The organism is Streptomyces sp. NPDC028419, from assembly GCF_055565515.1.
Map to the genome: position 1 here is coordinate 269054 of NZ_JBVHUE010000002.1, position 21529 is coordinate 290582.

The following is a 21529-nucleotide window of genomic DNA, read 5'->3' on the forward strand; positions in this document are numbered from 1 at the left end:
TCCGGCGACGGCGACCGTCAGCGCGCGGTCAGGGCGTACGCGTCGAGGGGCGGGTTGGCCCGGGGGCGGGCGAGCGCGTCGAGGGTGTCCAGGGTGGGCCGCAGGGCGCGGGCGACCGCCGAGTCCGGGGCGAGGGCGGCGTACATGTCCCGGCAGATGGCGATCTCCCAGTCCGCGTCCTGGAGCCCGGTGGTCTGCACACCCCGCTCCGCCACGGTCCGCCAGCCCGCGGGGCCGAGCAGGGCGCGCAGCGCGTCGCGGGACATCGGGGTCCGCACATTGGCCCCCTCGCCGTGCCCGTACGCGGCCGCCTGGCCCTGGGCCAATACGGCGAGCAGGTGCGGGATCCGGTCGGCCGAGCGCGGGGTGAGGTCCCATTCGGCGAAGCACAGCGTACGGGCCCACGGGCGCACCCGGGCCAGGGTGTCGGCCAGCTGCCCGGTCGAGCCGAAGTACCAGGAGCAGTGCGCCAGCACCACGTGGTCGAAGGAACCGTCCGCGATGCCCGCCGTCGCCTCCTCGTCCAGCACGTCGAAACCGAAGCGGAAGTCGATGCGCGGGCCGAGCGGCCCGGCCGCGAGCCGGGCGGCGGAGTCGCCGACGGTCACCGGTGCGCCGTAGGAGGACTCGGCCACGTCCACGGCGAGCACGTGGCCGTGCGGCCCCACGGCGTCCGCGAGCACGGCGGTCATGTCGCCCTGGCCGCACCCGACCTCCAGCACCCGCGCGCCGGGCGCGATGTCCCAGTGCCGCACCAGCTCCACCCGGTGCCGGGTCTGCACCTCCTGGACCGCGCGGTCCTGGTCGGCGGCGGCCATCGCGGCGGCGAGTTCGGTGATGCGGTCGGGCGGGGTGTCGGGCACGTGGTCCTCGGATCCGGGGGTGGGGGAGGTGGCCCGTACGCCGTACGACGTCGCACGCACGGGCGCTCGGAGCGCCGGCGCGGGGCCGTCATGACCCCATCACGTCTGCCGCGCGGCCGCATCGGAATTTCCGGCGGCCGGGACTCCGCTCCATCCGCGGGCGAGCGCGGTGAAGGCGCGGGCCGCCGCGCTCTCGTACGCGCTCTCCCGGCGCAGCAGTACGACGGTGCGCGCGGGCAGGGCGGGGGCGAGGTCCACGGGGTGCAGGCCGGGCCGGTCGCGGGCCAGGGCGTCGGGCAGCACGGTGGCGAGGGGGGTGCGCCGGACGATCTCGGTGAGGGCGCCCAGCGAGTTCGCCTCCACCGCGATCCGGGGCGCGACGCGCTGCGCGGCGAAGTAGTCGTCGATGTGCGAGCGCGTCGCGAACTCGCCGCTCAGCAGGGCGAGATCGCACCGAGCGAGATCGGCGGCCGGCAGCGGCGCGGTGCGTCCGACGAGCGGGTGGGAGTCGCCCACGACGAGGCCGAGGCTCTCGGTGAAGAGCTCCGTGGCCCCGATGCCCGCGAGGTGCGGCCCGTCGAAGGCGATGGCGAGGTCCAACTCGTCGGCGAGCAGGGCGGACTCCAGCTGGGCCTGCGTCATCTCCTTGACGTCCAGGGCGATCCCGGGGTGGCGCCGGTGCAGTTGGGCCGCCAGCGGACCCAGCAGGTAGGCGGTGAAGGTCGGGGTCATGGCGAGCCGCAGGGTGCCCCGGGAGAGGTCCGCCACGTCGAGCACGGCCCGCTCGGCCGCGGCCAGGTCCCGCAGGGCGCGCCGGGCGTAGTGCAGGTAGGCCGCCCCGGCGTCGGTGGCCCGCACGGTACGCCCGCTGCGGTCCAGGAGCTGGACGCCCACGGCCCGCTCCAGCTGCCTGATCTGCTGCGACAGCGTCGGCTGGGAGACCCGCAGCTCTTCGGCGGCGCGGGTGAAGCTGCCCTGCTCGGCGACGGCGAGCAGATAGCGGAGGTGACGCAGTTCCGGGGCCATGGACCCCAGGATAGACCCAGGTATAGATGAGACCAATATCGATCATGCTCAGTACGACTTGGACGCTATAGGTCCAGGTCGTGCATGGTGGATCTCGTCAGCCCGGCACCACCGACGCCAGGCCGACGCACACCGAAAGGAGCGGCCATGCACGATCTCGCAGTGGGCGTCGCGCACTTCCAGCAGGACGTCTTCCCCACGAAGGCCGGGCTCTTCGCCCGCCTGGCGACCACCCACCGGCCGCACACGCTGTTCATCGGATGCTCCGACGCCCGCGTCGTGCCCGAGCTGATCACCCAGCAGGAGCCGGGGGAGCTGTTCGTCATCCGGACCGCCGGGAACCTGGTGCCCGCCTACGCCCCCGGGGACGAGGGTGTCGGGGCCAGCATCGAGTACGCCGTCGCCGTCCTGGGCGTGAGCTCCATCGTGGTCTGCGGACACTCCGCCTGCGGCGCCATGACGGCGCTCGCCGAGGGCCACGACCTGACCGACCTGCCCGCCGTCGCACGCTGGCTGCGCCATGCCGACGCGTCGTTGGCCCGGAGCGCCCCTAGTGCCCGTCATGCCGGTGGCGCCGGCACGGACGCCGCCGCGGACCGGGTCGGCGCCCTGATCCGGGACAACGTCAGCGCCCAGCTGGCCAACCTGGCCACCCACCCGTCGGTGGCCCGCGCCCTGGCCGCGGGCACCCTCGCGCTGCGCGGCTGGGTCTACGACATCCCCACCGGAACCGTCGAGGACTTCGCCCGCGCGGCCTGACCCGTCCCCCCTCCCCCCTCACCCCTACCGAAGGAAGAAGCCCCCATGCTGCACGCCCAGTTCGACCCCTCCGCCCGGCAGGCCCTCGCGATCACGGCCGTCGACGCCAAGACCCGCAAGGACCTGTCCTGGCAGGAGATCGCCGACGTGACCGGTCTCTCGGTCGCCTTCGTCACCGCCGCCCTGCTCGGCCAGCACCCGCTGCCGGCCGACGCGGCCGTCGCCGTCGGGGGGCTGCTCGACCTGGACGCCGACGCCGTGCGCCTGCTCCAGACCGTCCCGACCCGCGGCTCGATCCCGGGCGGCATCCCGACCGACCCGACCATCTACCGGTTCCACGAGATGCTCCAGGTGTACGGAACCACCCTCAAGGCCCTGGTGCACGAGCAGTTCGGTGACGGCATCATCAGCGCGATCAACTTCCGGCTCGACGTCCAGAAGGTCGCGGACCCGGACGGCGGCGAGCGCGCCGTCATCACCCTCGACGGCAAGTACCTCCCCACCAAGCCCTTCTGAGCGGCCGGTGAGCCTGCGGGCCGTACCCGCCGGTCGGCGGGTACGGCCCGTGCGCGTCAGCAGGTCAGTCGGTCAGCAGGTCAGCCGGTCGCCCGGGGTGACGCCCAGGATCTGCGTGAAGGAGCGGTACTTGTCCACGCGGCTCTGGACCTGCGCCGGGTTGCCCCCGTTGCACTCCAGCGAGCCGTTGATGGACCGGATCGTCTCGCCGAAGCCCGCGCCGTTGACCATGGCCGTGTGGGCGGTCATCGTGCCCGGGCCGTTCTGGGTGTTCCAGTACCAAAGGGCCGTCTTCATGGCCACCGCCGGGTCCTGCTCGACCAGGTACGGGTTCGCGAGCAGGTTGATGCCCAGGGCGTCGCCGGCCGCCTTGTAGTTGAAGTTCCAGCTGAGCTGGATGGGACCGCGGCCGTAGTAGGCGGCCTGTCCGGCCGGACAGCCGTAGGGCTGGGACGCGTCGCAGTAGTGCGGGTAGTTGGCCGTGTTCTGCTCGACGATGTACACCAGCCCGCCCGTCTCGTGGGCGACGTTCGCCAGGAAGGCGGCGGCTTCGCGGCGCTGGGTGGTGGCGTCGCCGGTGTGGGTGAAGCCCGGGTAGGCCGACAGCGCCGCGACCAGGCCGTTGTACGTGTAGAAGGGGTTCCGGTTCGGGAACATCTGGTTGAACTGGGCTTCGGAGACCACGAATCCGGACGGGTTGGGCCCGGGACCCGGGTCCGGGTCCTGGCCGCCGCCGCAGGAGCCCTGGTCGGACCAGACGCCCCACTGGCCGGTGGTTCCGGGCGTCTCGCCCTGCGTCCACCACTTGGCCTGCCAGTTGTGGCCGCCGTACGAGGTGGTCATCCCGTTCGTGTACACGGCGGAGGAGGCCCACGGGCCCGCGCACGCGGCGGCCGCGGCGGCGGGACCGGCGGGCAGGGCGATGGCGAGGGCGGTGGTCACGGCCGCGGCGGAGGCCAGGGCGAGGGCGCGGCGGCGTAGCGCACGGATCACGGAACTGCTCCTTGGGTGGGGGGACTTGCCGTGGGGGGCAACTACCGCCACTCAAGCGAAGCTGGTCTGGACCTGTCAAGGTCTAGACCAGCTTCGGCATATGTGCGCCCGATGATCCCCCCGGCCCTGCCCCCGACCATCCCCCCGCGCGACTACTCGCCCGACGACCGCCCGCCGGCGGTCACCGGCCAGCTGCCGCCGAGGGCGAGGGCCGTGCCCACCAACCCGATGTGACTGAAGGCCTGCGGGAAGTTGCCGAGTTGGCGTCCGCTCACCGGGTCGTACTCCTCGGCCAGCAGCCCCACGTCGTTGCGCAGTTCCAGCAGCCGCTCGAAGAGTTCGCGCGCCTCCTTCTCGCGCCCCGTCATCAGCAGGGCGTCGGCCAACCAGAACGAGCAGGCCAGGAAGGTCCCCTCGGCCCCCGGCAGCCCGTCCACGGGCGGTCCCTCCGTCGAATAGCGGCGGACGAGCCCGCCGTGGCTCAGCTCGCGACGGACCGCGTCCACCGTGCCGATGACCCGCGGATCGTCCGGCGGCAGGAACCCGACCCGGGGGATCAGCAGGGTCGCCGCATCGAGCTCGGTGGAGCCGTACGACTGGGTGAAGGTGCCCCGCACCGGATCGAAGCCCTTCTCGCACACGTCGCGGTGGACCTCGTCGCGCATCGTGCGCCAGCGCTCGATGTTGCCCTCGATCTCCGGGTTCGCCTCCAGGGTGCGCACCGCCCGGTCGGCGGCCACCCACGCCATCACCTTGGAGTGCACGAAGTGCCGGCGCGGACCGCGCACCTCCCACAGGCCCTCGTCGGGCCGGTGCCAGTTGTCCGCCACGAAGCGCAGCAGCGCCACGTTGATCTGCCAGGCGTGCGGCTCGGCGGGCAGCCCCGCGGTGCGGGCCAGGTAGAGGGAGTCGATGACCTCCCCGTACACGTCGAGCTGGAGCTGGTCGACCGCCGCGTTGCCGACCCGCACCGGTGCGGACGACTCGTAGCCGGCCAGCCACGGCAGGTCCGTCTCCGGGATCCGGCGCTCGCCCGCGATCCCGTACATGATCTGGAGGTCGGCCGGATCGCCCGCGACCGCCCGCAGCAGCCACTCGCGCCAGGCCCGCGCCTCGTCGAGGAAGCCGGTCTGGAGCAGCGACCCGAGGGTGAGGGTCGAGTCGCGCAGCCAGCAGTAGCGGTAGTCCCAGTTGCGCACCCCGCCGATCTCCTCCGGGAGGGAGGTGGTGGGCGCGGCGACGATCCCGCCGGTGGGCGCGTAGGTCAGGGCCTTGAGCGTGATCAGCGAGCGCATGACGGCCTCGCGGTAGGGGCCCTCGTACAGGCACTGCTCGGACCAGGCCCGCCAGTCCTCCAGGCTCTGCTCCAGCGCCTCGTACGGATCGATGAGGTCCGGGCGCGGCTCGTGCGAGGCGTGCCAGGTCAGCACGAAGGCCACCCGTTCGCCGGCCTCGACGGTGAACTCAGAGCGGGTGCTCCTGTCCTCGCCCCAGGTCTCCACGGGCGGATCGCTGCGCAGCCACGTCGAATCGGGTCCGGCCACGGCGACCCGGTGGCCGTCGCTGCGGCGCACCCACGGCACGACGGCGCCGTAGTCGAAGCGCAGCCGGATCGTGGCCGCCATGGGCACCGCACCGGAGAGCCCCTCGACGATGCGCACGACATCGGGGGCGACATCGCGCTGCGGCATGAAGTCGGTGACCTTGACGGTGCCCTCGTCGGTCTCCCAGATCGATTCGAGCACGAGCGAGTCGCCCACGTAGCTCCGGCGGGTGCATCCGGTCCCGGCCGGTGCGACCGCCGGAGCGATCCGCCAGTGGCCGTTCTCCTCGTCCCCCAGGAGCGCCGCGAAGCAGGCGCCCGAGTCGAAGCGGGGCAGGCACAGCCAGTCGATGGAGCCGTCCCTGCCGACCAGGGCCGTGGTCATCAGGTCGCCGATCAGCGCGTAGTCCTCGATGCGTTGGTTCACGCGATTCGTGTTCCCCCGTGATCAGCGGACTAAGCGGGCCGACCGGGGGTGAGATCGCGGTACCCCGCGACCGGGACGCCCGGCGGTCAGCGGGTGCCCAGGGTGATCCAGCGGGCGGTGCTCGGGACGCCCCGGGCGTTCAGCAGGAAGAGCATGTAGTGGCCGGGAGGGGCGTCGGCGGCGCTGGGGGGCGTGCGCAGGTCGACCGTGTCGCCCCGGACCGCGGCCAGGCGCAGTTCGAGGTGGCGCTGACTGGTGTTCACGGAGTGGGTGACGGTCGTGGGGGCGAGGAGCACCGCGCGCCGGACCTCGCCGGGCGTGCTGGTGCCCACCCGGAACTCCGTGTCGTAGCCGAGGTTCCCGGCCGGCACCCGGTCGAGCGCGGGCCGCGCGCCCCGGTGCAGGTAGGCGGGCTCGTAGAGCTCGATGCTGCCGTCCATGCCGTCGCGGACGTCCGGGTCGTTGGCGATCTGCTGGAGTTCGTCGCCGGTGACCATGACCCGGCCGTCCGGCAGTACGAGGGCGTTGGAGTGGTAGCCGCGGGGGAGCCGCTGGGCCGGTCCGAGCCGCCACCGGCCGTCCGCCCCGCGGGTCTCGATCTGCCGGTACTTGAGGTCCGCCTCCGGGTTGAAGGGGCCGTGGCCGTAGTTCCGGGTGTCCAGGGCTCCGTTGACCGTGAGGAGGGTGGCGTCGGGCAGGATCAGGGTGTCGTCCTGGGTCCGGCCGAAGGCCCGCGGCTCCTCGGTGGTCCACGCGCCGCCCGCGAGCCGGTAGGTGTTCGGGTCGTGCGGGTCGCCGCCGAGCACGAGGACCGCGTCGGGGCCGCGGAAGCCGGCGGGCAGCGGCACGGCCGAGCCGTAGCCGCGGAAGTCGGCGGGCCGCCGGGCCAGGTCGGCGCGCGTCTCCTTGACCGGGTCGAAGAGCCACTGCTGGTCCGCGTCGCGCCCGAGCCCGTAGATCATGCCGTCCCGCAGCGAGAAGAGGTGCGGGTAGTCGTTGCGGAAGGGCGCGTCCGCTCCGAACCGCTCCACCGGGAGGCCCGCGGGAATGTCGTACGTGCGCCACGGCACGGGACGCGAGCGCGCGGGGAAGCGCTCCACGACGGGGGTGGGGGTGCCCGTACCGCGCTCCGACTGGCCGGACATGACGAGCTGGCGGCCGTCCGCGCCCGTCACCACCGAGGGGTACCAGCGCCCCACGGACATGTCGCGGTTGCGGAACCAGGTCTCGGTCCAGGGGTCGAAGACGAAGGACAGCTTGGCGCCGGTGCCGCCCTTGCCGCCCACGTTGCCGCCGAACACGGCGACCATGCCGTTGGGCAGGAAGGCGTGCCCGGCGCAGAAGAAGGGGGCGGGCCGGGGCGCGTAGGTGCCGTCGGGCATCAGGACGGTCGGCGGCTCGACCTTCTTGAAGGAGCGGGCTCCGGTGCCCTTGGCCGGGTCCCAGAGGTAGGCGCGGCCGGCGTTCGTCCGGCCGATCCGGTCGGTGGGGCCGGTCTCCTTGGTGGGGTCGGTGCCGACGCGCTCGAAGGAGAAGAGGAGGACCTTGCCCGTCGGCAACTGCGCGACGTGGACCCCGAAGTCGGGGGAGGGGAAGTAGTCGGTGAACCGGCCGGAGGCGGCGGGGTCGAAGGAGGCGTTGGTCGTCCGCTGGGAGGAGCGCAGCGCCTCCAGGCTCGCGGTGCGCTTGGCCTGCGGGTACTCGGCCGAGCCGGTGTTCCCGACGGCGAGGCGCCGGCGGGCGTGTTCCCGGGCGTGGTCCTCGCCGAGCAGGGCGACCTCACCGGGGTCCGGTGCGGGCCCGGACCGGGCGGGCTCCGCCGCTGCGTCGTCGTGCCGGTGGGCGACGGCCGGCGGGGGCGCGGCGCCCCGGGGAGCGGCCGTGGCGGGGGCTGGGGCGGTGGCGGCCAGGGCGGCGACGGCGGACAGGGCGACGAGGCCCGCGCGGGCCGACCGGGCGGCGGTCGAGGTGGAGGCGCGTGCGGTGGAGGAGCGTGCGGCGGACCGGTGTGCGCGGGGCATGGGGCTCCTGGACGCGAGAGGGGAGGGGGCGCCACCGGGTGATCTCCCGCACCCTCGGGCCGAATCGCCGCCCATAGTAGGAGAAAAGGGGCGAACTGCTGGACGTGCCGCGCGCGCGGCGCGGGGGTTGGGCCGTCCAGCCCTTGGGGCGGCGGTCTCGATCGCGCCGAGTCCCGGGCCGATCACGCCAATACCGCCCGGTAGTCGGTCCGGTGCGGCGGACCACGGCTTAGCGTCCGGCCATGCATTCGAACAGACGGACGTCCGCCCAGGTCGTCACCGCACCGGTCATACCCGCACCGGTCATACCCGCCCCCGCTCCCGCCCCGCCGAGTCGCCGCGCCCTGCTGCGCACCGCCGTGGCCGGAACGGCCGCCGCCGGATCCGTCCTCGCCCTGGGCTCCGCCTTCCCCGCCTCCGCCGCCCCCGCGCCCGAGGACCGCTCCGGGGCCGGGCCCCGCCCCGCCACCCCGCAGGAGGCACTGCGCCGCCTGGCGGCCGGCAACCGGCGCTGGGCCGCGCAGCGCCAGGAACACCCGCACGAGACGCCCTCCGTGCGGCTCCAGCTCGTGGCGGGCCAGCATCCGTTCGCCGTGGTCCTCGGCTGCGTGGACTCCCGCGTCCCGCCGGAACTGGTCTTCGACCAGGGCCTCGGCGACCTGCTGACCGTGCGCTCGGCGGGCGAGGTGCTGGACGAGGCGGTGCTCGGGAGCATCGCCTTCGGCGTGCTCGAACTGGACGTCCCCCTGGTGCTGGTGCTGGGGCACCAGTCGTGCGGGGCCGTCGGCGCCGCCGTCCACGCCGACGAGAGCGGCGAGCCGCTGCCCGCGCACGTCCAGTACCTGGCCGACCAGATCCGACCCGCGATCGACCGCACCCGCGAGGGCGCCGCCCGCGTCGACGCGACCATCGACGCCCAGGCCCGGCGCACCCGGCAGCGGTTGGCGGCGGAACCCGACCTGGCCCGGCGCGTGGCCACCGGCAGGCTGGCCGTGGTCGCGGCCCGCTACGAGCTGCGCGACCAGCGGGTGCGCACCCTGTCCTGAGCCGCGCCGCCCGGCGCCGCGGCGGATCGCCCCCCGGCGTCGGGCGTGTCGCCCGGATGGGTGTGGACGGGGCCGCCCGGCACGACAGGGCGGTGGGGTGCTCGTAGCGTCGTGAGCGTCAGGGCCACTCGGCCCGACACGGTGAACTCTCCCCTGATGAGAGGCCATGTCGATGCAGTCAGACGCGCCGATATCGAGCCTGCTGCGGGTCCACCGCGGCACCGCCGAACCCGAGGAGCTGGCCGCGATCGCGGTCGTGGTGGCCTGCCTCGTGGGACGCGCCTCGCACGCCGTCCGCGAAGCCGGCGGCCCCGCCCGGCCGGCCCGGGCACCCCGCCACCGGCATCAGGCGCCGCGTGCCCACGGATGCTGGGCGGGGTGCTGGGCCTGCGGCTGACCCGCACGCCCGGGGACCGGTCCAGCGGACCGGTCCCGGACCCGTCCCGCCTCAGCCGGTGCGGAGCACCTGCGACAACACGTCGAGCAGGACCGCCTCGGGAGCGCCGGACTCCGGTGTCCCGCCGCCGTCCGTGCGCCAGGCCACGAACCCGTCGGGGCGGACCAGTACGGCGCCCCCGGCGGGCAGCTCGTGCACCTCGGTCCAGTCGGCGTCGTCCGCCTGCACCAGGTCGGCCCCCGACCCGGCGGACCCGACCGTGTAGCAGTCCAGGCGCGCGCCGCTGCGCCGGGCCGCCTTCCCGGCGGCCTCCGCCCACGGGGTGCCCGGCGAGGTCAGCAGGACGAAGGACCGCTCGTACAGGTCCAGCGTGGAGAGGCGCTGCCCGGCCCGGGTCACCCACAGGTGCGGGGCCCGCGTGCCGACGTCGCCCTTCAGGCGCAGCCCGTCCGGGATGACCGGGCGGTCCCGGTCGCCGCCCACGACCGCGCCGACCGGGTAGCAGTACCCCATGGCCGTGGGCAGCACCCCGCTCTTGGGGCCGCCCCCGCCCATCGTCGGCGGCGGCGCGTAACCCGGGTGGCTGTGCTCGGCCGAACGCGCCGACGCCCGCTCGCTGGTGGCCCTGGCCACCGGAAGGCGTTCGGCCTCGTAGGTGTCCAGCAGCTCGATGCCGGCCGAGCCGTCGAGCACCGCCGCGATCTTCCACGCCAGGTTGTGGGCGTCCTGGATGCCGGTGTTGGAGCCGAAGGCGCCCGTCGGGCACATCTCGTGGGCGGCGTCGCCGGCCAGGAACACCCGTCCGGAGGAGTACCGCACCGCCACCCGTTCGGCCGCGTGCCAGGGTGCCTTCCCGCCGATCGCGACGTCCAGGTCCGGGACGCCGATCGCCTCGCGGATCTGGCGCACGCACCGCTCGTCGGTGAAGTCCTCCAAGGTCTCGCCCTGGTCCGGGTGCCACGGGGCGTGGAAGACCCACTGCGTGTCGTTGTCCACCGGCAGCAGCGCACCGTCCGCGCCCGGGCGGATCAGGTAGCAGACGATGAAGCGCAGGTCGCCCAGCACCTCGGTCAGCCGCTGGGACCGGAAGGTGATGCTGACGTTGTGGAACAGCTCGCCGCCACCCGTCTGGGGGATGCGCAGGGCCTCCCGCACGGGGCTGCGCGGGCCGTCCGCCGCGATCAGGAAGTCGGCGCGCACCCGGATGTGCTCGCCGGTCTCCCGGTCCTTCACCAGGGCGTCCACACCGTGCTCGTCCTGGTCGAAGCTCATCAGCTCGGTGGAGAACCGCACGTCGGCGCCCTGCGCCCGGCTCTGTGCGGCGAGTTCGGGCTCGATGTTGTTCTGGCTGCACAGGCACCAGCCGGTGGGGCTGAAGCGGGCCAGCGCCCCGCCCGGGTCGACCTCCTTGACCAGCCAGTTGTGCTGGTCGCCGGTGAGCGATTCGGTCTGCAGGATGCCGTTGTTGCCCTCCAGGGCGGACGCGGCCCGCCGGATGGCCGGTTCCGCGCCGGCCGTGCGGAACAGCTCCATGGTCCGGGCGTTGATCCCGCGTCCGCGCGGGTGCTCGGACGTACCGGCGTGCTTCTCGACGAGCAGGTGCCTGATCCCGTGGCGGCTCAGGAACAGCGAGGTGGACAGGCCCACGAGGGAGCCGCCCACGACGAGGACCGGTACGCGGACATCGGGGTTCTCTTCCATCGGCAAGGGGCTCCTGATTTCTGTGCGGATCCTGCGGATCGTGCGGGGGAGTGAACTCCTTTATGCCCCCGATCGGCGACGGAGCCCGGGCGATTCGCCGCTTGTCACCCGCTTGATTGTGAGATGTAGCGATTCGTCCCGGTCCGGATGACCATGAGGGACAGCGGACCCCCCGCAGCGGAAACGCGTTGGCCCGCACGTCCTCACGAAGGAGTGAGTAGATGACCCACACCCTGGCCGAACGGGTGTCACAGTCCGCCTTCGACGGCTCGATGCTCCGGGTCGTCCTGCTGATGGACCTCCACGAAGGAACCCAGCAGCGGTTCTTCGAGGCGTACGAGCAGCTCCGCCACGACATCGCGTCCGTCCCGGGCCACCTCGGCGACCAGCTGTGCCAGTCCTTCGAGAACCCCTCCCAATGGCTCATCACCAGCGAGTGGGAGAGCGCACCGCAGTACCTCGCCTGGGTCAACAGCGAGGAGCACGCCGAGCAGGTCCGCCCGCTCGGTGCCTGCGCCCGCGCCATGCGACCGCTGAAGTTCACGGTCCTGCGCGAGACCGGCAAGCGCTACGACACCCCCGAGGCCCCCGCGGTCCGGGCCCGGCTGCAGCCCGCGCCCCGGCTCGGCGCCGGCATCGTCCGCCACGGCCTCACCTTCACGGTCAAGCCGGGCAGCGAGGCGGCCGTGGCGGAGATCCTCTCCTCCTACGCCTCTCCGGCCGCCCGCGTCGACGACCACACGCGGCTGTGCCGCACCTCCCTCTTCATGCACGGCAACCGGGTGGTGCGTACGGTCGAGGTCCAGGGCGACCTGATGGCGGCCCTGCGCCACGTGTCCGAACAGCCCGAGGTCCGTGCGGTGGAAGAGGCCCTGAACCCCTACCTGGAACAGGACCGGGACCTGGCCGACCCCGAATCGGCCCGGATGTTCTTCATGCGCGCCGGGCTCCCCGCGGTCCACCACATCGCGGCCCGCGACGGGGAGGCGGCCCCGGCCGAGGTCCACCGGCACGCCGTCCTCTACCCCGCCAAGCCGGGCTACGGGCCCGCCCTGGCCCGGTTTCTCTCCCAACAGGACGAGGCCGCGGCCCGGCGCCCCGGCGGGGCGGTGCGCAGCAGCAGCGTCTTCCAGCGCGACGACATCGTGGTACGCCTCCTGGACGTCAGCGGACCGCCCGAAGCCCGCCCCGCCGCTGCCGTCGGCATCGAAGGGCCGCGCAAGGCGGCGGTCCTCGCCCGGATGCTCGTGGGCCCGGCCGGACACTTCCCGGCCGCGCCCCACCCCATGAAGCTGATCACGGACCGGCACGCTCCCGCGCGGTCCTGATCCGGCCGCGGCGCCGCCCGCGCCGGGCCGACCCCGCACCGCCCCCCACGCCCAGCGACGACAGCCTCGTGCAGGCTCCGTCTCCGCCCGGAGGAAGTCCGCCATGACCAGAGAACGCCCACGCATCGTCGACCTCAGCGAGACGCAGCCCAACACCCGGCGCGGAGGAGATCTGCGAGCCGTGCTCACACCGACCTCGGTGGGCTGCACCAGCGGTTTCATGGGCCTGGCCGTGATGGCCCCCGGTGAATCCATCGCCGAGCACTACCACCCGTACTCCGAGGAGTTCGTGTACGTGGTCGCCGGGCACCTGGAGGTCGACCTCGACGGCGAGGCCCACCCGCTGCGCACCGACCAGGGGCTGCTCGTCCCCCTCAACGTGCGCCACCGCTTCCGCAACGTCGGCGACACCGAGGCCCGGATGGTCTTCCACCTCGGCCCGCTCGCCCCCCGGCCGGAACTGGGACACGTCGACACCGAGGAATCCCCGCACGCGTCCGCGCACGCGTCGGCCCATACGACGGCCGTCGAATGGGATCGTCCGCCGGACCGCACGGGAGTGGTGTCGTGACCCGCCGCCGGGTGGCCGTCACCGGAGTCGGCGTCGTCGCGCCCGGCGGCATCGGCACGGCCGCCTTCTGGGACCTGCTGTCCCACGGCCGTACGGCGACCCGGGGCATCACCCTCTTCGACCCGGCCGGATTCCGCTCACGGATCGCCGCGGAGGTGGACTTCGACCCCGCCGCGCACGGCCTGGACGAGGACACCGCGGCCCGGGCGGACCGGTACATCCAGTTCGCCCTGGTCGCCGCCCGCGAGGCGGTGGCCGACGCGGGCCTCGACCTGACCGCCGACGGCAGCTGGCGCACCGGGGTCTCCCTGGGCACCGCCGTCGGCGGCACCACCCGCCTGGAGCACGACTACGTCGCGGTCAGCCAGCAGGGCGAGTGGTGGGACGTGGACCAGCGCCTCGCCTCGCCCTTCCTGCACCGCGCGTTCACCCCCGCCACCCTGGCCTCGGCCGTGGCGGAGCAGACGGGCGCGCGGGGCCCGGTCCAGACCGTGTCCACCGGCTGCACGTCCGGACTCGACGCGATCGGGTACGCCGTCCACTCCATCCAGGAGGGTCGGATGGACGTGTGCATCGCCGGCGCCTCCGACTCACCCGTGTCCCCCATCACGGTCGCCTGCTTCGACGCCATCAAGGCGACCTCGGCGAACAACGACGACCCGGCCCACGCCTCCCGGCCCTTCGACGCGCACCGCGACGGCTTCGTGCTCGGCGAGGGCGGCGCCGTCCTCGTGCTGGAGGAGCTGGAACACGCCCGGGCCCGCGGCGCCACCGTCTACTGCGAGATCGGCGGGTACGCCACCTTCGGCAACGCCCACCACATGACGGGGCTCACCACGGAGGGCCTGGAAATGGCCCGCGCCATCGAAACGGCCCTGGCCCAGGCGCAGGTCGCCGCGAGCGGGATCGACTACGTCAACGCGCACGGCTCCGGCACCAAGCAGAACGACCGGCACGAGACGGCAGCGGTCAAACGGGTCCTCGGCGACCACGCCTACAAGACCCCGATGAGCTCGATCAAATCCATGGTCGGGCACTCGCTCGGCGCCATCGGAGCCATCGAACTCGCCGCCTGCGTCCTCGCGCTCCGCCACCAGGTGGTGCCCCCGACCGCCAACTACGAGACCCCCGACCCCGAATGCGACCTGGACTACGTCCCGCGCACCGCCCGTGAACACCCCCTGCGCAGCGTGCTCTCCGTCGGCAGCGGATTCGGCGGGTTCCAGTCCGCCGTGGTCATGTCCCAGCCGAAGGAGGTGCGCGTGTGAACGCCCGTGGGAACGAGCGGGGCAACGCCCCCACCGGTAGCGCCCGTCGGCCGTCCGGCCCCCCGGCGGTCGTCATCACCGGCATCGGGGTCGTCGCCCCCAACGGGATCGGCGCCGACGCCTACTGGAAGGCCACCCAGGCGGGCGACCCGGTCATCGGCCGGATCACCCGACAGGGCTGCGAACACCTCTCGCTGCGCGTCGCGGGCGAGGTCCGCGGCTTCGACCCGGCCACGCTGGTCGAGGAGCGGTTCCTCGTCCAGACCGACCGGTTCAGCCACCACGCCCTCGCCGCGGCCGACCTGGCCCTGGAACACGCCCGGCTCGGCCGCGCGGACTACGAGGACGACCCGTACGCGGTGGGCGTGGTCACCGCCGCGGGATCCGGCGGCGGCGAGTTCGGCCAGCGCGAGCTGCAACGCCTGTGGGGACGCGGACCCCGCTACGTCGGCCCGTACCAGTCCATCGCCTGGTTCTACGCGGCGAGCACCGGCCAGGTCTCCATCCGGCGCGGGTTCAAGGGCCCCTGCGGGGTCCTGGCCAGCGACGAGGCCGGCGGGCTCGACGCCTTCGCGCACGCGGCCAGGGCCATCCGGCAGGGCAGTCGCGCCATGGTGGTCGGGGCGACGGAAGCACCGCTCGCGCCGTACTCGGTGGTGTGCCAGCTCGGATACCCGGGGCTGAGCGTCAGCGACGACCCCGAACGGGCCTACCGCCCCTTCACCGAGAAGGCCTGCGGCTTCGTCCCGGCCGAGGGCGGCGCCATGTTCGTCGTCGAGGACGCGGACGCCGCCGCCGAGCGCGGTGCGCCCGTACGCGCCACCCTCGCCGGACACGCGGCGACCTTCACCGGACCCGGCCGCTGGGCGGAGTCCGCCGAGGGCCTCGCCCACGCGATCCGGGGCGCGCTGCGGGAGGCCGACTGCGCCCCGGAGGAGATCGACGTCGTCTTCGCGGACGCCCTCGGCACGCCGGAGGCCGACGCGGCCGAGGCCCGGGCCCTGCACGAGGCCCTCGGCGCGCACGGCCGGACCGTACCGGTCACCGCGCCCAAGAGCGGTACCGGGCGCGCCTATTGCGCGGCCGGCACCTTGGACGTGGCCGCCGCCGTCCTGGCGCTGGAACACGGCATCCTCCCACCCACCCCGAACGTCTTCGACGTGTGTCACGACCTGGACGTGGTCACCGGTGGCGCCCGCTCCGCGGAGCTGCGCACCGCCCTCGTACTGAGCCGGGGGCTGATGGGCTCCAACTCGGCGCTCGTCGTCCGCGGGCAGCACCCGTAAGGGGCCGTTGCCCGTACCGGCAGCACCCACCGGCAGGTGGCCGCGGCCTTGGCCTCAGTCCCCGCCGTGGTCGCGGCCTCAGCCGTAGCCGTAGTCGCAGTCGCAGAGAGAAAGGCACCCACCATGTCCGACCGACTCACCATGGAAGAACTCGCGGGCCTGATGAAGACCGCCGGAATCACCGTCGACCCCGCCGAGATGGCGAGCCGGCCGGACGCCGTCTTCGACGACTACGGCCTCGACTCGCTGGGGCTCCTCGGCGTCGTCGGCGAGTTGGAGAACCGGCGGGGCCGCGCGCTCCCCACCGACGCGGACCGCTGCAAGAGCCCCGCGGAATTCCTCGACCTGGTCAACAACAGCCTGATGACGGGAGCCTGACATGGCCGGCCACACCGACAACGAGATCACCGTCAAGGCCCCCGTCGACCTCGTGTGGGAGATGACCAACGACCTCCCCAACTGGCCGCAGCTCTTCAGCGAGTACGCGTCCATCGAGATCCTCGACCGAGCCGGTGACACCACCCGCTTCCGGCTGGCGATGCACCCGGACGAGAACGGCGTCGTGTGGAGCTGGGTCTCGGAGCGCACCGTCGACCGCCCGGGCCTGACCGTCCGGGCCCGCCGCGTCGAGACCGGACCGTTCGCGCACATGGACATCCACTGGGAGTACGCCCCGGTCCCCGGCGGCACCCGGATGAGGTGGGTGCAGGACTTCGCGATGAAGCCCGAGGCCCCCATCGACGACGCGGGCATGACCGACCGGATCAACCACAACTCCCGCATCCAGATGGAGCTGATCCGCGACAAGATCGAGCGGCACGGCCGGGAGAAGGCCGAGCGCCCCGTCCCCGTCGCCGGTGGCCGCTGAAACCCGTCACCACGAGTAGGAAGGCACTCTCCCTCCCATGCACCAAGCGCTCATCGTGGCCCGTATGGCGCCCGGCTCCGCACCCGACATCGCCGACCTGTTCGCGGCCTCGGACGCGGGCGAACTGCCTCACCTGGTCGGCGTCAAGCGCCGCAGCCTGTTCCAGTTCGGCGAGGTGTACCTGCACCTGATCGAATCCGACGTCCCGCCGGGCCCGGCCATCGCCGGGGTCACGGAGCATCCGGAGTTCCGCAGCCTCAGCGACAGCCTGACGCGGTACATCAGCCCGCACGACCCCGAGACCTGGCGCGGCCCGAAGGACGCGATGGCCCAGCGCTTCTACCGCTGGGAACGCCCCGCCTGAGCCGGGAACGGACCGGTTCCCCCACCGCACGGCCCACGGGCCGGGACGGACGCCGCCGCGCACACCGCGCGACGCTCCGCCCCGGCCCGTCCGGCTGCACCGCCCGCCCGCCCGCTCGTCCACGGGCCGACTCGGGTCACCGGGACAGCCGCAGCGCACCGGTCGGGGCCGCGGGCGCCGGGCCGAGGGTGGTGGTCCCCGGCGCCGCGCGGTGCCCCAGGCCCGTGCGGTACGCGTCCAACGCCGCCTCCGTGCGTCCCGCCTGCCGCAGCAGATCGCCCAGCAGCCGGCACAGGTCCGCGAGGTCCCCCGACGCCCCGCTGCGCTCCAGGAGGGCCAGCGCCCGTACGTAGTGCTCCTCGGCCGCGTCGGTGTCCCCGCGCTCCTGCGCGATCAGCCCCAGCAACCGGTGGGCCCCGCCCGCGTGCACCGCGCCGTGCCGGTCACCCAGTTCCAGCAGCTCCGCCAGCAGCGCGGCCGCCTCCTCGTACCGGCCGAGCCGGCGCAGTACGTCGGCCAGCTCCACCTCGACCTGCGCGGTGTAGAGCGCGGCCCGGCGCGCCGCCAGCATGTCCCGCGCCGTCCGCAACTCGGTCTCGGCCGCGTGTAGTTCGCCGTTCTGCGACTGTACGTACCCCCGCATCCAGTGGCAGTGCGCGAGGTCGGCGCCCAGGCGCAGCTGCCGGTAGATCGCCTGCGCCTTGGCCAGCGAGGCGTCGGCGTCGGCGGGTCGCCCCTCGGCGAGGAAGGTCCGGGCCACCTGCCGGTGCATGCCCGCGACCAGGGCCGGATCCCCGACCCGGGGCGCGAGCGCCAGCGCGAGTTCGGCCGCGTGCGCGGCCCGCGCGTGCGCGCCCATGTCGATGTAGGGGCCGATGACGGCCGCGTAGAGCAGCACCAGCGCCTCGGGATCGGGCAGCCCGCCCGTGTTCAGCTCGTCGATGGTGGATTCGAGCAGGTAGCAGGCGTAGCGCAGCTCGCCGGCCAGGAGCAGCGCGACCGCGCGGCCGCGGATCGGGCGGGCCCTGCGGTGCAGCGGTTCACCTTCCAGCAGGCGCTCCGCCGCCTCGAACCGGGCCACGGCGTCGGTGAGTTCACCCGATTCCAGGGCGCAGTCGCCGAGGCCCAGCAGTGCCTCGGCCCGCTCCGCGGTCAGGCCGAGCCGCTCCGCCTCGGCCAGGAGCGGCCGGTAGCGGTCGGCGGCCTCGTCGGCGGCGCCAGTGGCGAGCGCCCGTTGCGCGTCGGTCAGGCCGAGCCGCAGCTCGGTGGCCAGAGCGGCGGACCGGCCGGTGGCCAGCTCCTCGTAACTGACGTCCAGGCGTCCGGCGAGGAAGCGCAAGGCGGTCTCGGAGGGGCGGACCTTGCCTGACTCCAGCGTCGAGACGTACGCGGCGCTGTAGGCGGGCTCGGCCAACTGCCGCTGGGTCAGACCGCGTTCCGCCCGCAGTCGCTGAACCCTGCGCCCGATCTCGATCGGTTCGTCCATCGATGCTCCCTGTTCGCGCCAACGCGCCGCCGAGTGAACAGTATTGGGGCGCGCGGACCATTGCGCACGCCTGCTGCGCCCCCTAATTTAAGCAATCGATTCAGTCTGCTTAACCAGTCACTTAACTTCCGTACTTCCATTGCTCGACTTCCTTGTCGTAGGGGGCATTTCGTGGGACGAGCGCATTTCGTGAGATCGGGGCACTTCGCGGGGCGGGGGCGGTCGCCGAGGCGGATCGTGCGCGCGGTCGCCGTGGCGTGCTGCGCCACCGCCGTGCTGCTGGCCGCGGGGCCGGGCGAGGCGGGCGCCGACCCGGCGCCGCGGCCGACCGCCGCACCGCCCGGCGGCGCCCGCGTGCCGGTGGAGGTGCCGGGGCCGGAGCACGGCGGCGAAGCCGGTTCCGGATCGGTCGAGGTACCGGCCGGGGGTCGGGCGAAGCCCGGGCTGCGGCTGCCCGAGGCCGGGCGGGCGGCCGATGGGGCCGTCACCAAGATGATCGACAACGGCGCTGTGGCCGACCGCCTCGACATCGTGGTCGTCGGCGACGGCTACACCGCCGCGGAGCTGGACCGCTTCCACCTCGACGCCAAGGAGAAGTGGGCCGAACTCTCCGCGGTCGAGCCCTACGCCAGCTACCGCAACCTCTTCAACGTCTGGACCGTCGACGCCGTCTCCCGGGAGTCCGGTGTCTCCGGCGACCCCGCCCCGGCGACGGTCCGCGACACCGCGCTCGGTTCGTACTTCTGGTGCGAGCAGATCGAGCGGCTGCTCTGCATCGACCAGCCCAAGGTGGACGGTTACGTGGCCAAGGCGCCCGCGGCCGACCTGGTGATCGTCCTCGCCAACAGCGCCAAGTACGGCGGCGCGGGATACAACGAGCCCAGCGCGACCCTCGGTTACGCCGGCATATCGACCGCCTCGGCGGGCAACCCGAAGTCCGGTCAGGTAGCCGTCCACGAGACCGGCCACTCGCTGGGCAAGCTGGCCGACGAGTACTTCTACCCCGGGGTCCCGGAGTACGAGCATTACACCGGTCCCGAGCCCGCCGACTCCAACACCTCCACCCTCGCGGCCGGTCCGATGGGCGAACAGCGGACGAAGTGGTACCGCTGGCTCGGCGAGCCCTCGCCCGACGGCGGTGCGGTCGGCGCCTACGAGGGCGGCGGTTACTTCGTCACCGGCCTCTACCGGCCGACCGACGCCTCGATCATGCGGGTCCTGGGCAAGCCCTTCAACCTGCCCGGTGTCGAGGCGATGATCGCGGGGTTCCACCAGTACGCGCGGCTGGCCACCCCGCTCGCCCCGACCGGGCGCACCCTGCGGCTGCGGGATGCCGCGAAGGTATCCGTACCCCGGCTGACCGGTCCGGACGGGCGGCAGCCGGTGGTCCGCTGGTACCTGGACGGGCGCGAGCAGAAGCGGTTCGAGGGCCGCAAGGAGGTGCACGTCGGCGAACTGTGGCTCTTCGACCTGCGGGCGCACCGGCTGACGGTCACGGTCGAGGACCGCACCCCCTCGGTGCGCGACCCGGAGATCGCCCGCAAGCTGCGGTCGTCGGTCGAGTGGCAGGTCCGTCTGTAGCGCGCGCCCGCGGCGCGGTCCGGTGATTGCGGTCAACTCCGGCCAAAAGCGCGGGGGAAGGGTGGAGGCGGGGCCCGGGAAGGCGAGAATGATCACGAATGTCCGTGGCCGGACCGGGCCCGCGGATCGCAGAGAACGGGAGCCGCAGGTGCCTTCCCCATGCCTCGATCGATGCCACCGCCACCGCATCAGCAGGACCGCGGCCACCGCCGCCGTACTGCTGTCCCTCCTGGCCGGCGCGGTCCCGGCGGCGACCGCCGCCGACCGCCCGGCCCCGGGCCCCGCCCTAGACCGGCAGCGGCTCGACCAGGACCTCGACGCCGTGCACGCGGCGGGCCTGTACGGCGCCTACGCGGCCGTGCGGGACGGCGCCGACCGGTGGCGCGGCGCCACCGGCTTCGCCGACGTCGACGCGCGGCGGCCCACCCGCCCCGACATGCGCCACCGGATCGGCAGCGTCACCAAGACGTTCACCGCGGTCGCCGTGCTCCAACAGGCGGGCCGCGGCCGGATCGAGCTGGACCGGCCCGTCGGCGACTACCTGCCGGACCTCGTCCCGGGCGAGCGCGGGCGCAAGATCACCGTCCGCATGCTCCTCAACCACACCAGCGGCATCGCGGACTACCTGCCGACGGCCTTCCCGTCCCTCCTCCAGGGCTCCACCCGGAGCATCGACGACAACCGCCACCGCCGCTTCGCCCCGACCGAGCTGATCGGGTACGGCGTGGCCGCGCCGCAGGTCTTCGAACCCGGCGCGGGGTGGTCGTACTCCAATACCAACTACGTCCTGCTCGGCGAACTCCTGCTGACCCGCACCGGCGAGGACCCGGAGACCGTCATCACCCGTGACGTGATCCACCGCGCCCACCTGCGCGACACCTACTTCCCCGGCGCCGAGACCACGGTGCGCGGCCCGCACGCCAAGCTCTACGAGTCGTTCTTCGGATACATCGACCCGCCCCGCGACTACAGCGACTACGACATGTCGTGGGGCGGCACGGCGGGCGCCCTGGTCGCCACCATGGACGACGTCAACACCTTCTACCGCGCCCTGCTCCAGGGCAGCTTGCTGCGCCCCGAACAGCTCCGGCAGCTGCTGACCACGGTCCCCGTCAAGGACGCGGACGGACGGGTGACGATGCGCTACGGCCTCGGCATCGTGCGGCTCGACACCCGGTGCGGGCCGGTCTGGGGCCACGACGGCGCCGTCTTCGGCGGCGGCACGCTGGCCCTGTCCTCGGCGGACGGCGGGCGCCAGCTCGCCCTCGGCTCCAACCTGACGAAGTACGAGCGGCTGGACGCCAGCGGCAACCCGCTCCCGAACGCCATCGACGCGGCCAGGAGCGTCTTCATCGACGAGGCCCTGTGCGGCGGCGGCGCGGCAGCGGGACCCGGCGCCCGCACCACCGACCCGGACGCCGTGCGCGGCCCGGACGAGGCCCTGGCGCGGCGGGCGGCGGCCCGCGGCTGACGGACGACCGCCGG

General features: G+C 73.6%; 20 protein-coding genes. 13 read left to right on the forward strand and 7 right to left on the reverse strand.

The features are described from left to right. Positions 1 to 17: 17 nt before the first annotated feature. Complete coding sequence (locus ACZ4UB_RS03560) at positions 18 to 923, reverse strand: methyltransferase domain-containing protein (protein ID WP_468067985.1); 906 nt, start codon at positions 921 to 923, stop codon at positions 18 to 20. 39 nt (positions 924 to 962) lie between these two features. Beyond that, on the reverse strand, positions 963 to 1889 hold the full coding sequence (gene cynR, locus ACZ4UB_RS03565; RefSeq protein WP_468067986.1) for a transcriptional regulator CynR: 927 nt from the start codon (positions 1887 to 1889) through the stop codon (positions 963 to 965). Positions 1890 to 2036: 147 nt separating this feature from the next. On the opposite strand from cynR, the gene ACZ4UB_RS03570 reads away from it, so the two are divergent. Continuing rightward, entirely contained in the window at positions 2037 to 2648 is a 612-nt protein-coding gene (locus tag ACZ4UB_RS03570; RefSeq protein ID WP_468067987.1) for a carbonic anhydrase, read from the forward strand. A gap of 45 nt (positions 2649 to 2693) precedes the next feature. Next, positions 2694 to 3164: a cyanase gene (gene cynS, locus ACZ4UB_RS03575; RefSeq protein ID WP_468067988.1), complete on the forward strand. Its 471-nt coding sequence runs from the start codon at positions 2694 to 2696 to the stop codon at positions 3162 to 3164. A gap of 72 nt (positions 3165 to 3236) precedes the next feature. On the opposite strand, the gene ACZ4UB_RS03580 is transcribed toward cynS, so the two are convergent. The 3 genes from ACZ4UB_RS03580 to ACZ4UB_RS03590 form a co-directional block, all read right to left on the reverse strand. Continuing rightward, on the reverse strand, positions 3237 to 4157 hold the full coding sequence (locus tag ACZ4UB_RS03580) for a glycoside hydrolase family 19 protein (protein WP_468067989.1): 921 nt from the start codon (positions 4155 to 4157) through the stop codon (positions 3237 to 3239). A 152-nt stretch (positions 4158 to 4309) separates the two neighbouring features. Further along, on the reverse strand, positions 4310 to 6127 hold the full coding sequence (locus tag ACZ4UB_RS03585; RefSeq protein WP_468067991.1) for a glycoside hydrolase family 15 protein: 1818 nt from the start codon (positions 6125 to 6127) through the stop codon (positions 4310 to 4312). Positions 6128 to 6213: 86 nt separating this feature from the next. Then, on the reverse strand, positions 6214 to 8148 hold the full coding sequence (locus tag ACZ4UB_RS03590) for a galactose oxidase-like domain-containing protein (RefSeq protein ID WP_468067992.1): 1935 nt from the start codon (positions 8146 to 8148) through the stop codon (positions 6214 to 6216). A gap of 242 nt (positions 8149 to 8390) precedes the next feature. Between ACZ4UB_RS03590 and ACZ4UB_RS03595 the strand changes: the two genes are divergently transcribed. Both ACZ4UB_RS03595 and ACZ4UB_RS03600 read left to right on the forward strand, forming a co-directional pair. Next, on the forward strand, positions 8391 to 9194 hold the full coding sequence (locus ACZ4UB_RS03595) for a carbonic anhydrase (protein WP_468067994.1): 804 nt from the start codon (positions 8391 to 8393) through the stop codon (positions 9192 to 9194). Between the two features lie 166 nt (positions 9195 to 9360). Then, positions 9361 to 9591, forward strand: coding sequence for an acyl-CoA carboxylase epsilon subunit (locus ACZ4UB_RS03600; protein WP_467964906.1), 231 nt, complete (start codon positions 9361 to 9363; stop codon positions 9589 to 9591). Between the two features lie 51 nt (positions 9592 to 9642). Here the strand turns inward: ACZ4UB_RS03600 and ACZ4UB_RS03605 are convergent, their stop codons facing one another. Further along, complete coding sequence (locus ACZ4UB_RS03605) at positions 9643 to 11292, reverse strand: FAD-dependent oxidoreductase (RefSeq protein WP_468067995.1); 1650 nt, start codon at positions 11290 to 11292, stop codon at positions 9643 to 9645. Positions 11293 to 11513: 221 nt separating this feature from the next. On the opposite strand from ACZ4UB_RS03605, the gene ACZ4UB_RS03610 reads away from it, so the two are divergent. The 7 genes from ACZ4UB_RS03610 (at position 11514) to ACZ4UB_RS03640 (ending at position 16977) form a co-directional block, all read left to right on the forward strand. Then, positions 11514 to 12620, forward strand: a complete 1107-nt coding sequence (locus ACZ4UB_RS03610) for a SchA/CurD-like domain-containing protein (protein ID WP_468067996.1) — start codon at positions 11514 to 11516, stop codon at positions 12618 to 12620. Between the two features lie 103 nt (positions 12621 to 12723). Beyond that, positions 12724 to 13191, forward strand: a complete 468-nt coding sequence (locus tag ACZ4UB_RS03615) for a cupin domain-containing protein (RefSeq protein ID WP_468067997.1) — start codon at positions 12724 to 12726, stop codon at positions 13189 to 13191. Further along, positions 13188 to 14459, forward strand: coding sequence for a beta-ketoacyl-[acyl-carrier-protein] synthase family protein (locus ACZ4UB_RS03620; protein ID WP_468067998.1), 1272 nt, complete (start codon positions 13188 to 13190; stop codon positions 14457 to 14459). The genes ACZ4UB_RS03615 and ACZ4UB_RS03620 overlap by 4 nt, the downstream gene beginning before the upstream one ends. A 74-nt stretch (positions 14460 to 14533) precedes the next feature. Further along, the gene (locus ACZ4UB_RS03625) at positions 14534 to 15745 is read left to right on the forward strand and encodes a beta-ketoacyl synthase N-terminal-like domain-containing protein (RefSeq protein ID WP_468068179.1); all 1212 of its coding nucleotides are present in this window, start codon (positions 14534 to 14536) and stop codon (positions 15743 to 15745) included. A 123-nt stretch (positions 15746 to 15868) separates the two neighbouring features. Further along, the gene (locus ACZ4UB_RS03630) at positions 15869 to 16123 is read left to right on the forward strand and encodes a phosphopantetheine-binding protein (protein WP_467964916.1); all 255 of its coding nucleotides are present in this window, start codon (positions 15869 to 15871) and stop codon (positions 16121 to 16123) included. Between the two features lies 1 nt (position 16124). Beyond that, the gene (locus ACZ4UB_RS03635) at positions 16125 to 16613 is read left to right on the forward strand and encodes an SRPBCC family protein (protein WP_468067999.1); all 489 of its coding nucleotides are present in this window, start codon (positions 16125 to 16127) and stop codon (positions 16611 to 16613) included. Positions 16614 to 16650: 37 nt separating this feature from the next. After that, entirely contained in the window at positions 16651 to 16977 is a 327-nt protein-coding gene (locus ACZ4UB_RS03640; RefSeq protein WP_468068000.1) for a TcmI family type II polyketide cyclase, read from the forward strand. 136 nt (positions 16978 to 17113) lie between these two features. On the opposite strand, the gene ACZ4UB_RS03645 is transcribed toward ACZ4UB_RS03640, so the two are convergent. Next, positions 17114 to 18463 carry a helix-turn-helix domain-containing protein gene (locus ACZ4UB_RS03645; protein WP_468068001.1) on the reverse strand — a complete coding sequence of 450 codons (1350 nt, stop codon included), beginning with the start codon at positions 18461 to 18463 and terminating at the stop codon, positions 17114 to 17116. A gap of 237 nt (positions 18464 to 18700) precedes the next feature. Here ACZ4UB_RS03645 and ACZ4UB_RS03650 point away from each other — a divergent pair, with 237 nt between their 5' ends. Beyond that, positions 18701 to 20044, forward strand: coding sequence for a M64 family metallopeptidase (locus ACZ4UB_RS03650; protein ID WP_468068002.1), 1344 nt, complete (start codon positions 18701 to 18703; stop codon positions 20042 to 20044). 148 nt (positions 20045 to 20192) lie between these two features. Beyond that, entirely contained in the window at positions 20193 to 21515 is a 1323-nt protein-coding gene (locus ACZ4UB_RS03655; protein WP_468068004.1) for a serine hydrolase domain-containing protein, read from the forward strand. Positions 21516 to 21529: the final 14 nt, after the last annotated feature.

Excerpts from the sequence above, each read along its gene's own strand:
- ACZ4UB_RS03610 (WP_468067996.1), top strand. The coding sequence starts at position 11,514 with ATGACCCACACCCTGGCCGAACGGGTGTCACAGTCCGCCTTCGACGGC.
- ACZ4UB_RS03630 (WP_467964916.1), top strand. The coding sequence starts at position 15,869 with ATGTCCGACCGACTCACCATGGAAGAACTCGCGGGCCTGATGAAGACC.
- ACZ4UB_RS03645 (WP_468068001.1), bottom strand. The coding sequence starts at position 18,463 with ATGGACGAACCGATCGAGATCGGGCGCAGGGTTCAGCGACTGCGGGCG.
- ACZ4UB_RS03640 (WP_468068000.1), top strand. The coding sequence starts at position 16,651 with ATGCACCAAGCGCTCATCGTGGCCCGTATGGCGCCCGGCTCCGCACCC.
- ACZ4UB_RS03570 (WP_468067987.1), top strand. The coding sequence starts at position 2,037 with ATGCACGATCTCGCAGTGGGCGTCGCGCACTTCCAGCAGGACGTCTTC.
- cynS (WP_468067988.1), top strand. The coding sequence starts at position 2,694 with ATGCTGCACGCCCAGTTCGACCCCTCCGCCCGGCAGGCCCTCGCGATC.
- ACZ4UB_RS03600 (WP_467964906.1), top strand. The coding sequence starts at position 9,361 with ATGTCGATGCAGTCAGACGCGCCGATATCGAGCCTGCTGCGGGTCCAC.
- ACZ4UB_RS03590 (WP_468067992.1), bottom strand. The coding sequence starts at position 8,148 with ATGCCCCGCGCACACCGGTCCGCCGCACGCTCCTCCACCGCACGCGCC.
- ACZ4UB_RS03605 (WP_468067995.1), bottom strand. The coding sequence starts at position 11,292 with ATGGAAGAGAACCCCGATGTCCGCGTACCGGTCCTCGTCGTGGGCGGC.
- ACZ4UB_RS03635 (WP_468067999.1), top strand. The coding sequence starts at position 16,125 with ATGGCCGGCCACACCGACAACGAGATCACCGTCAAGGCCCCCGTCGAC.
- ACZ4UB_RS03595 (WP_468067994.1), top strand. The coding sequence starts at position 8,391 with ATGCATTCGAACAGACGGACGTCCGCCCAGGTCGTCACCGCACCGGTC.
- cynR (WP_468067986.1), bottom strand. The coding sequence starts at position 1,889 with ATGGCCCCGGAACTGCGTCACCTCCGCTATCTGCTCGCCGTCGCCGAG.
- ACZ4UB_RS03615 (WP_468067997.1), top strand. The coding sequence starts at position 12,724 with ATGACCAGAGAACGCCCACGCATCGTCGACCTCAGCGAGACGCAGCCC.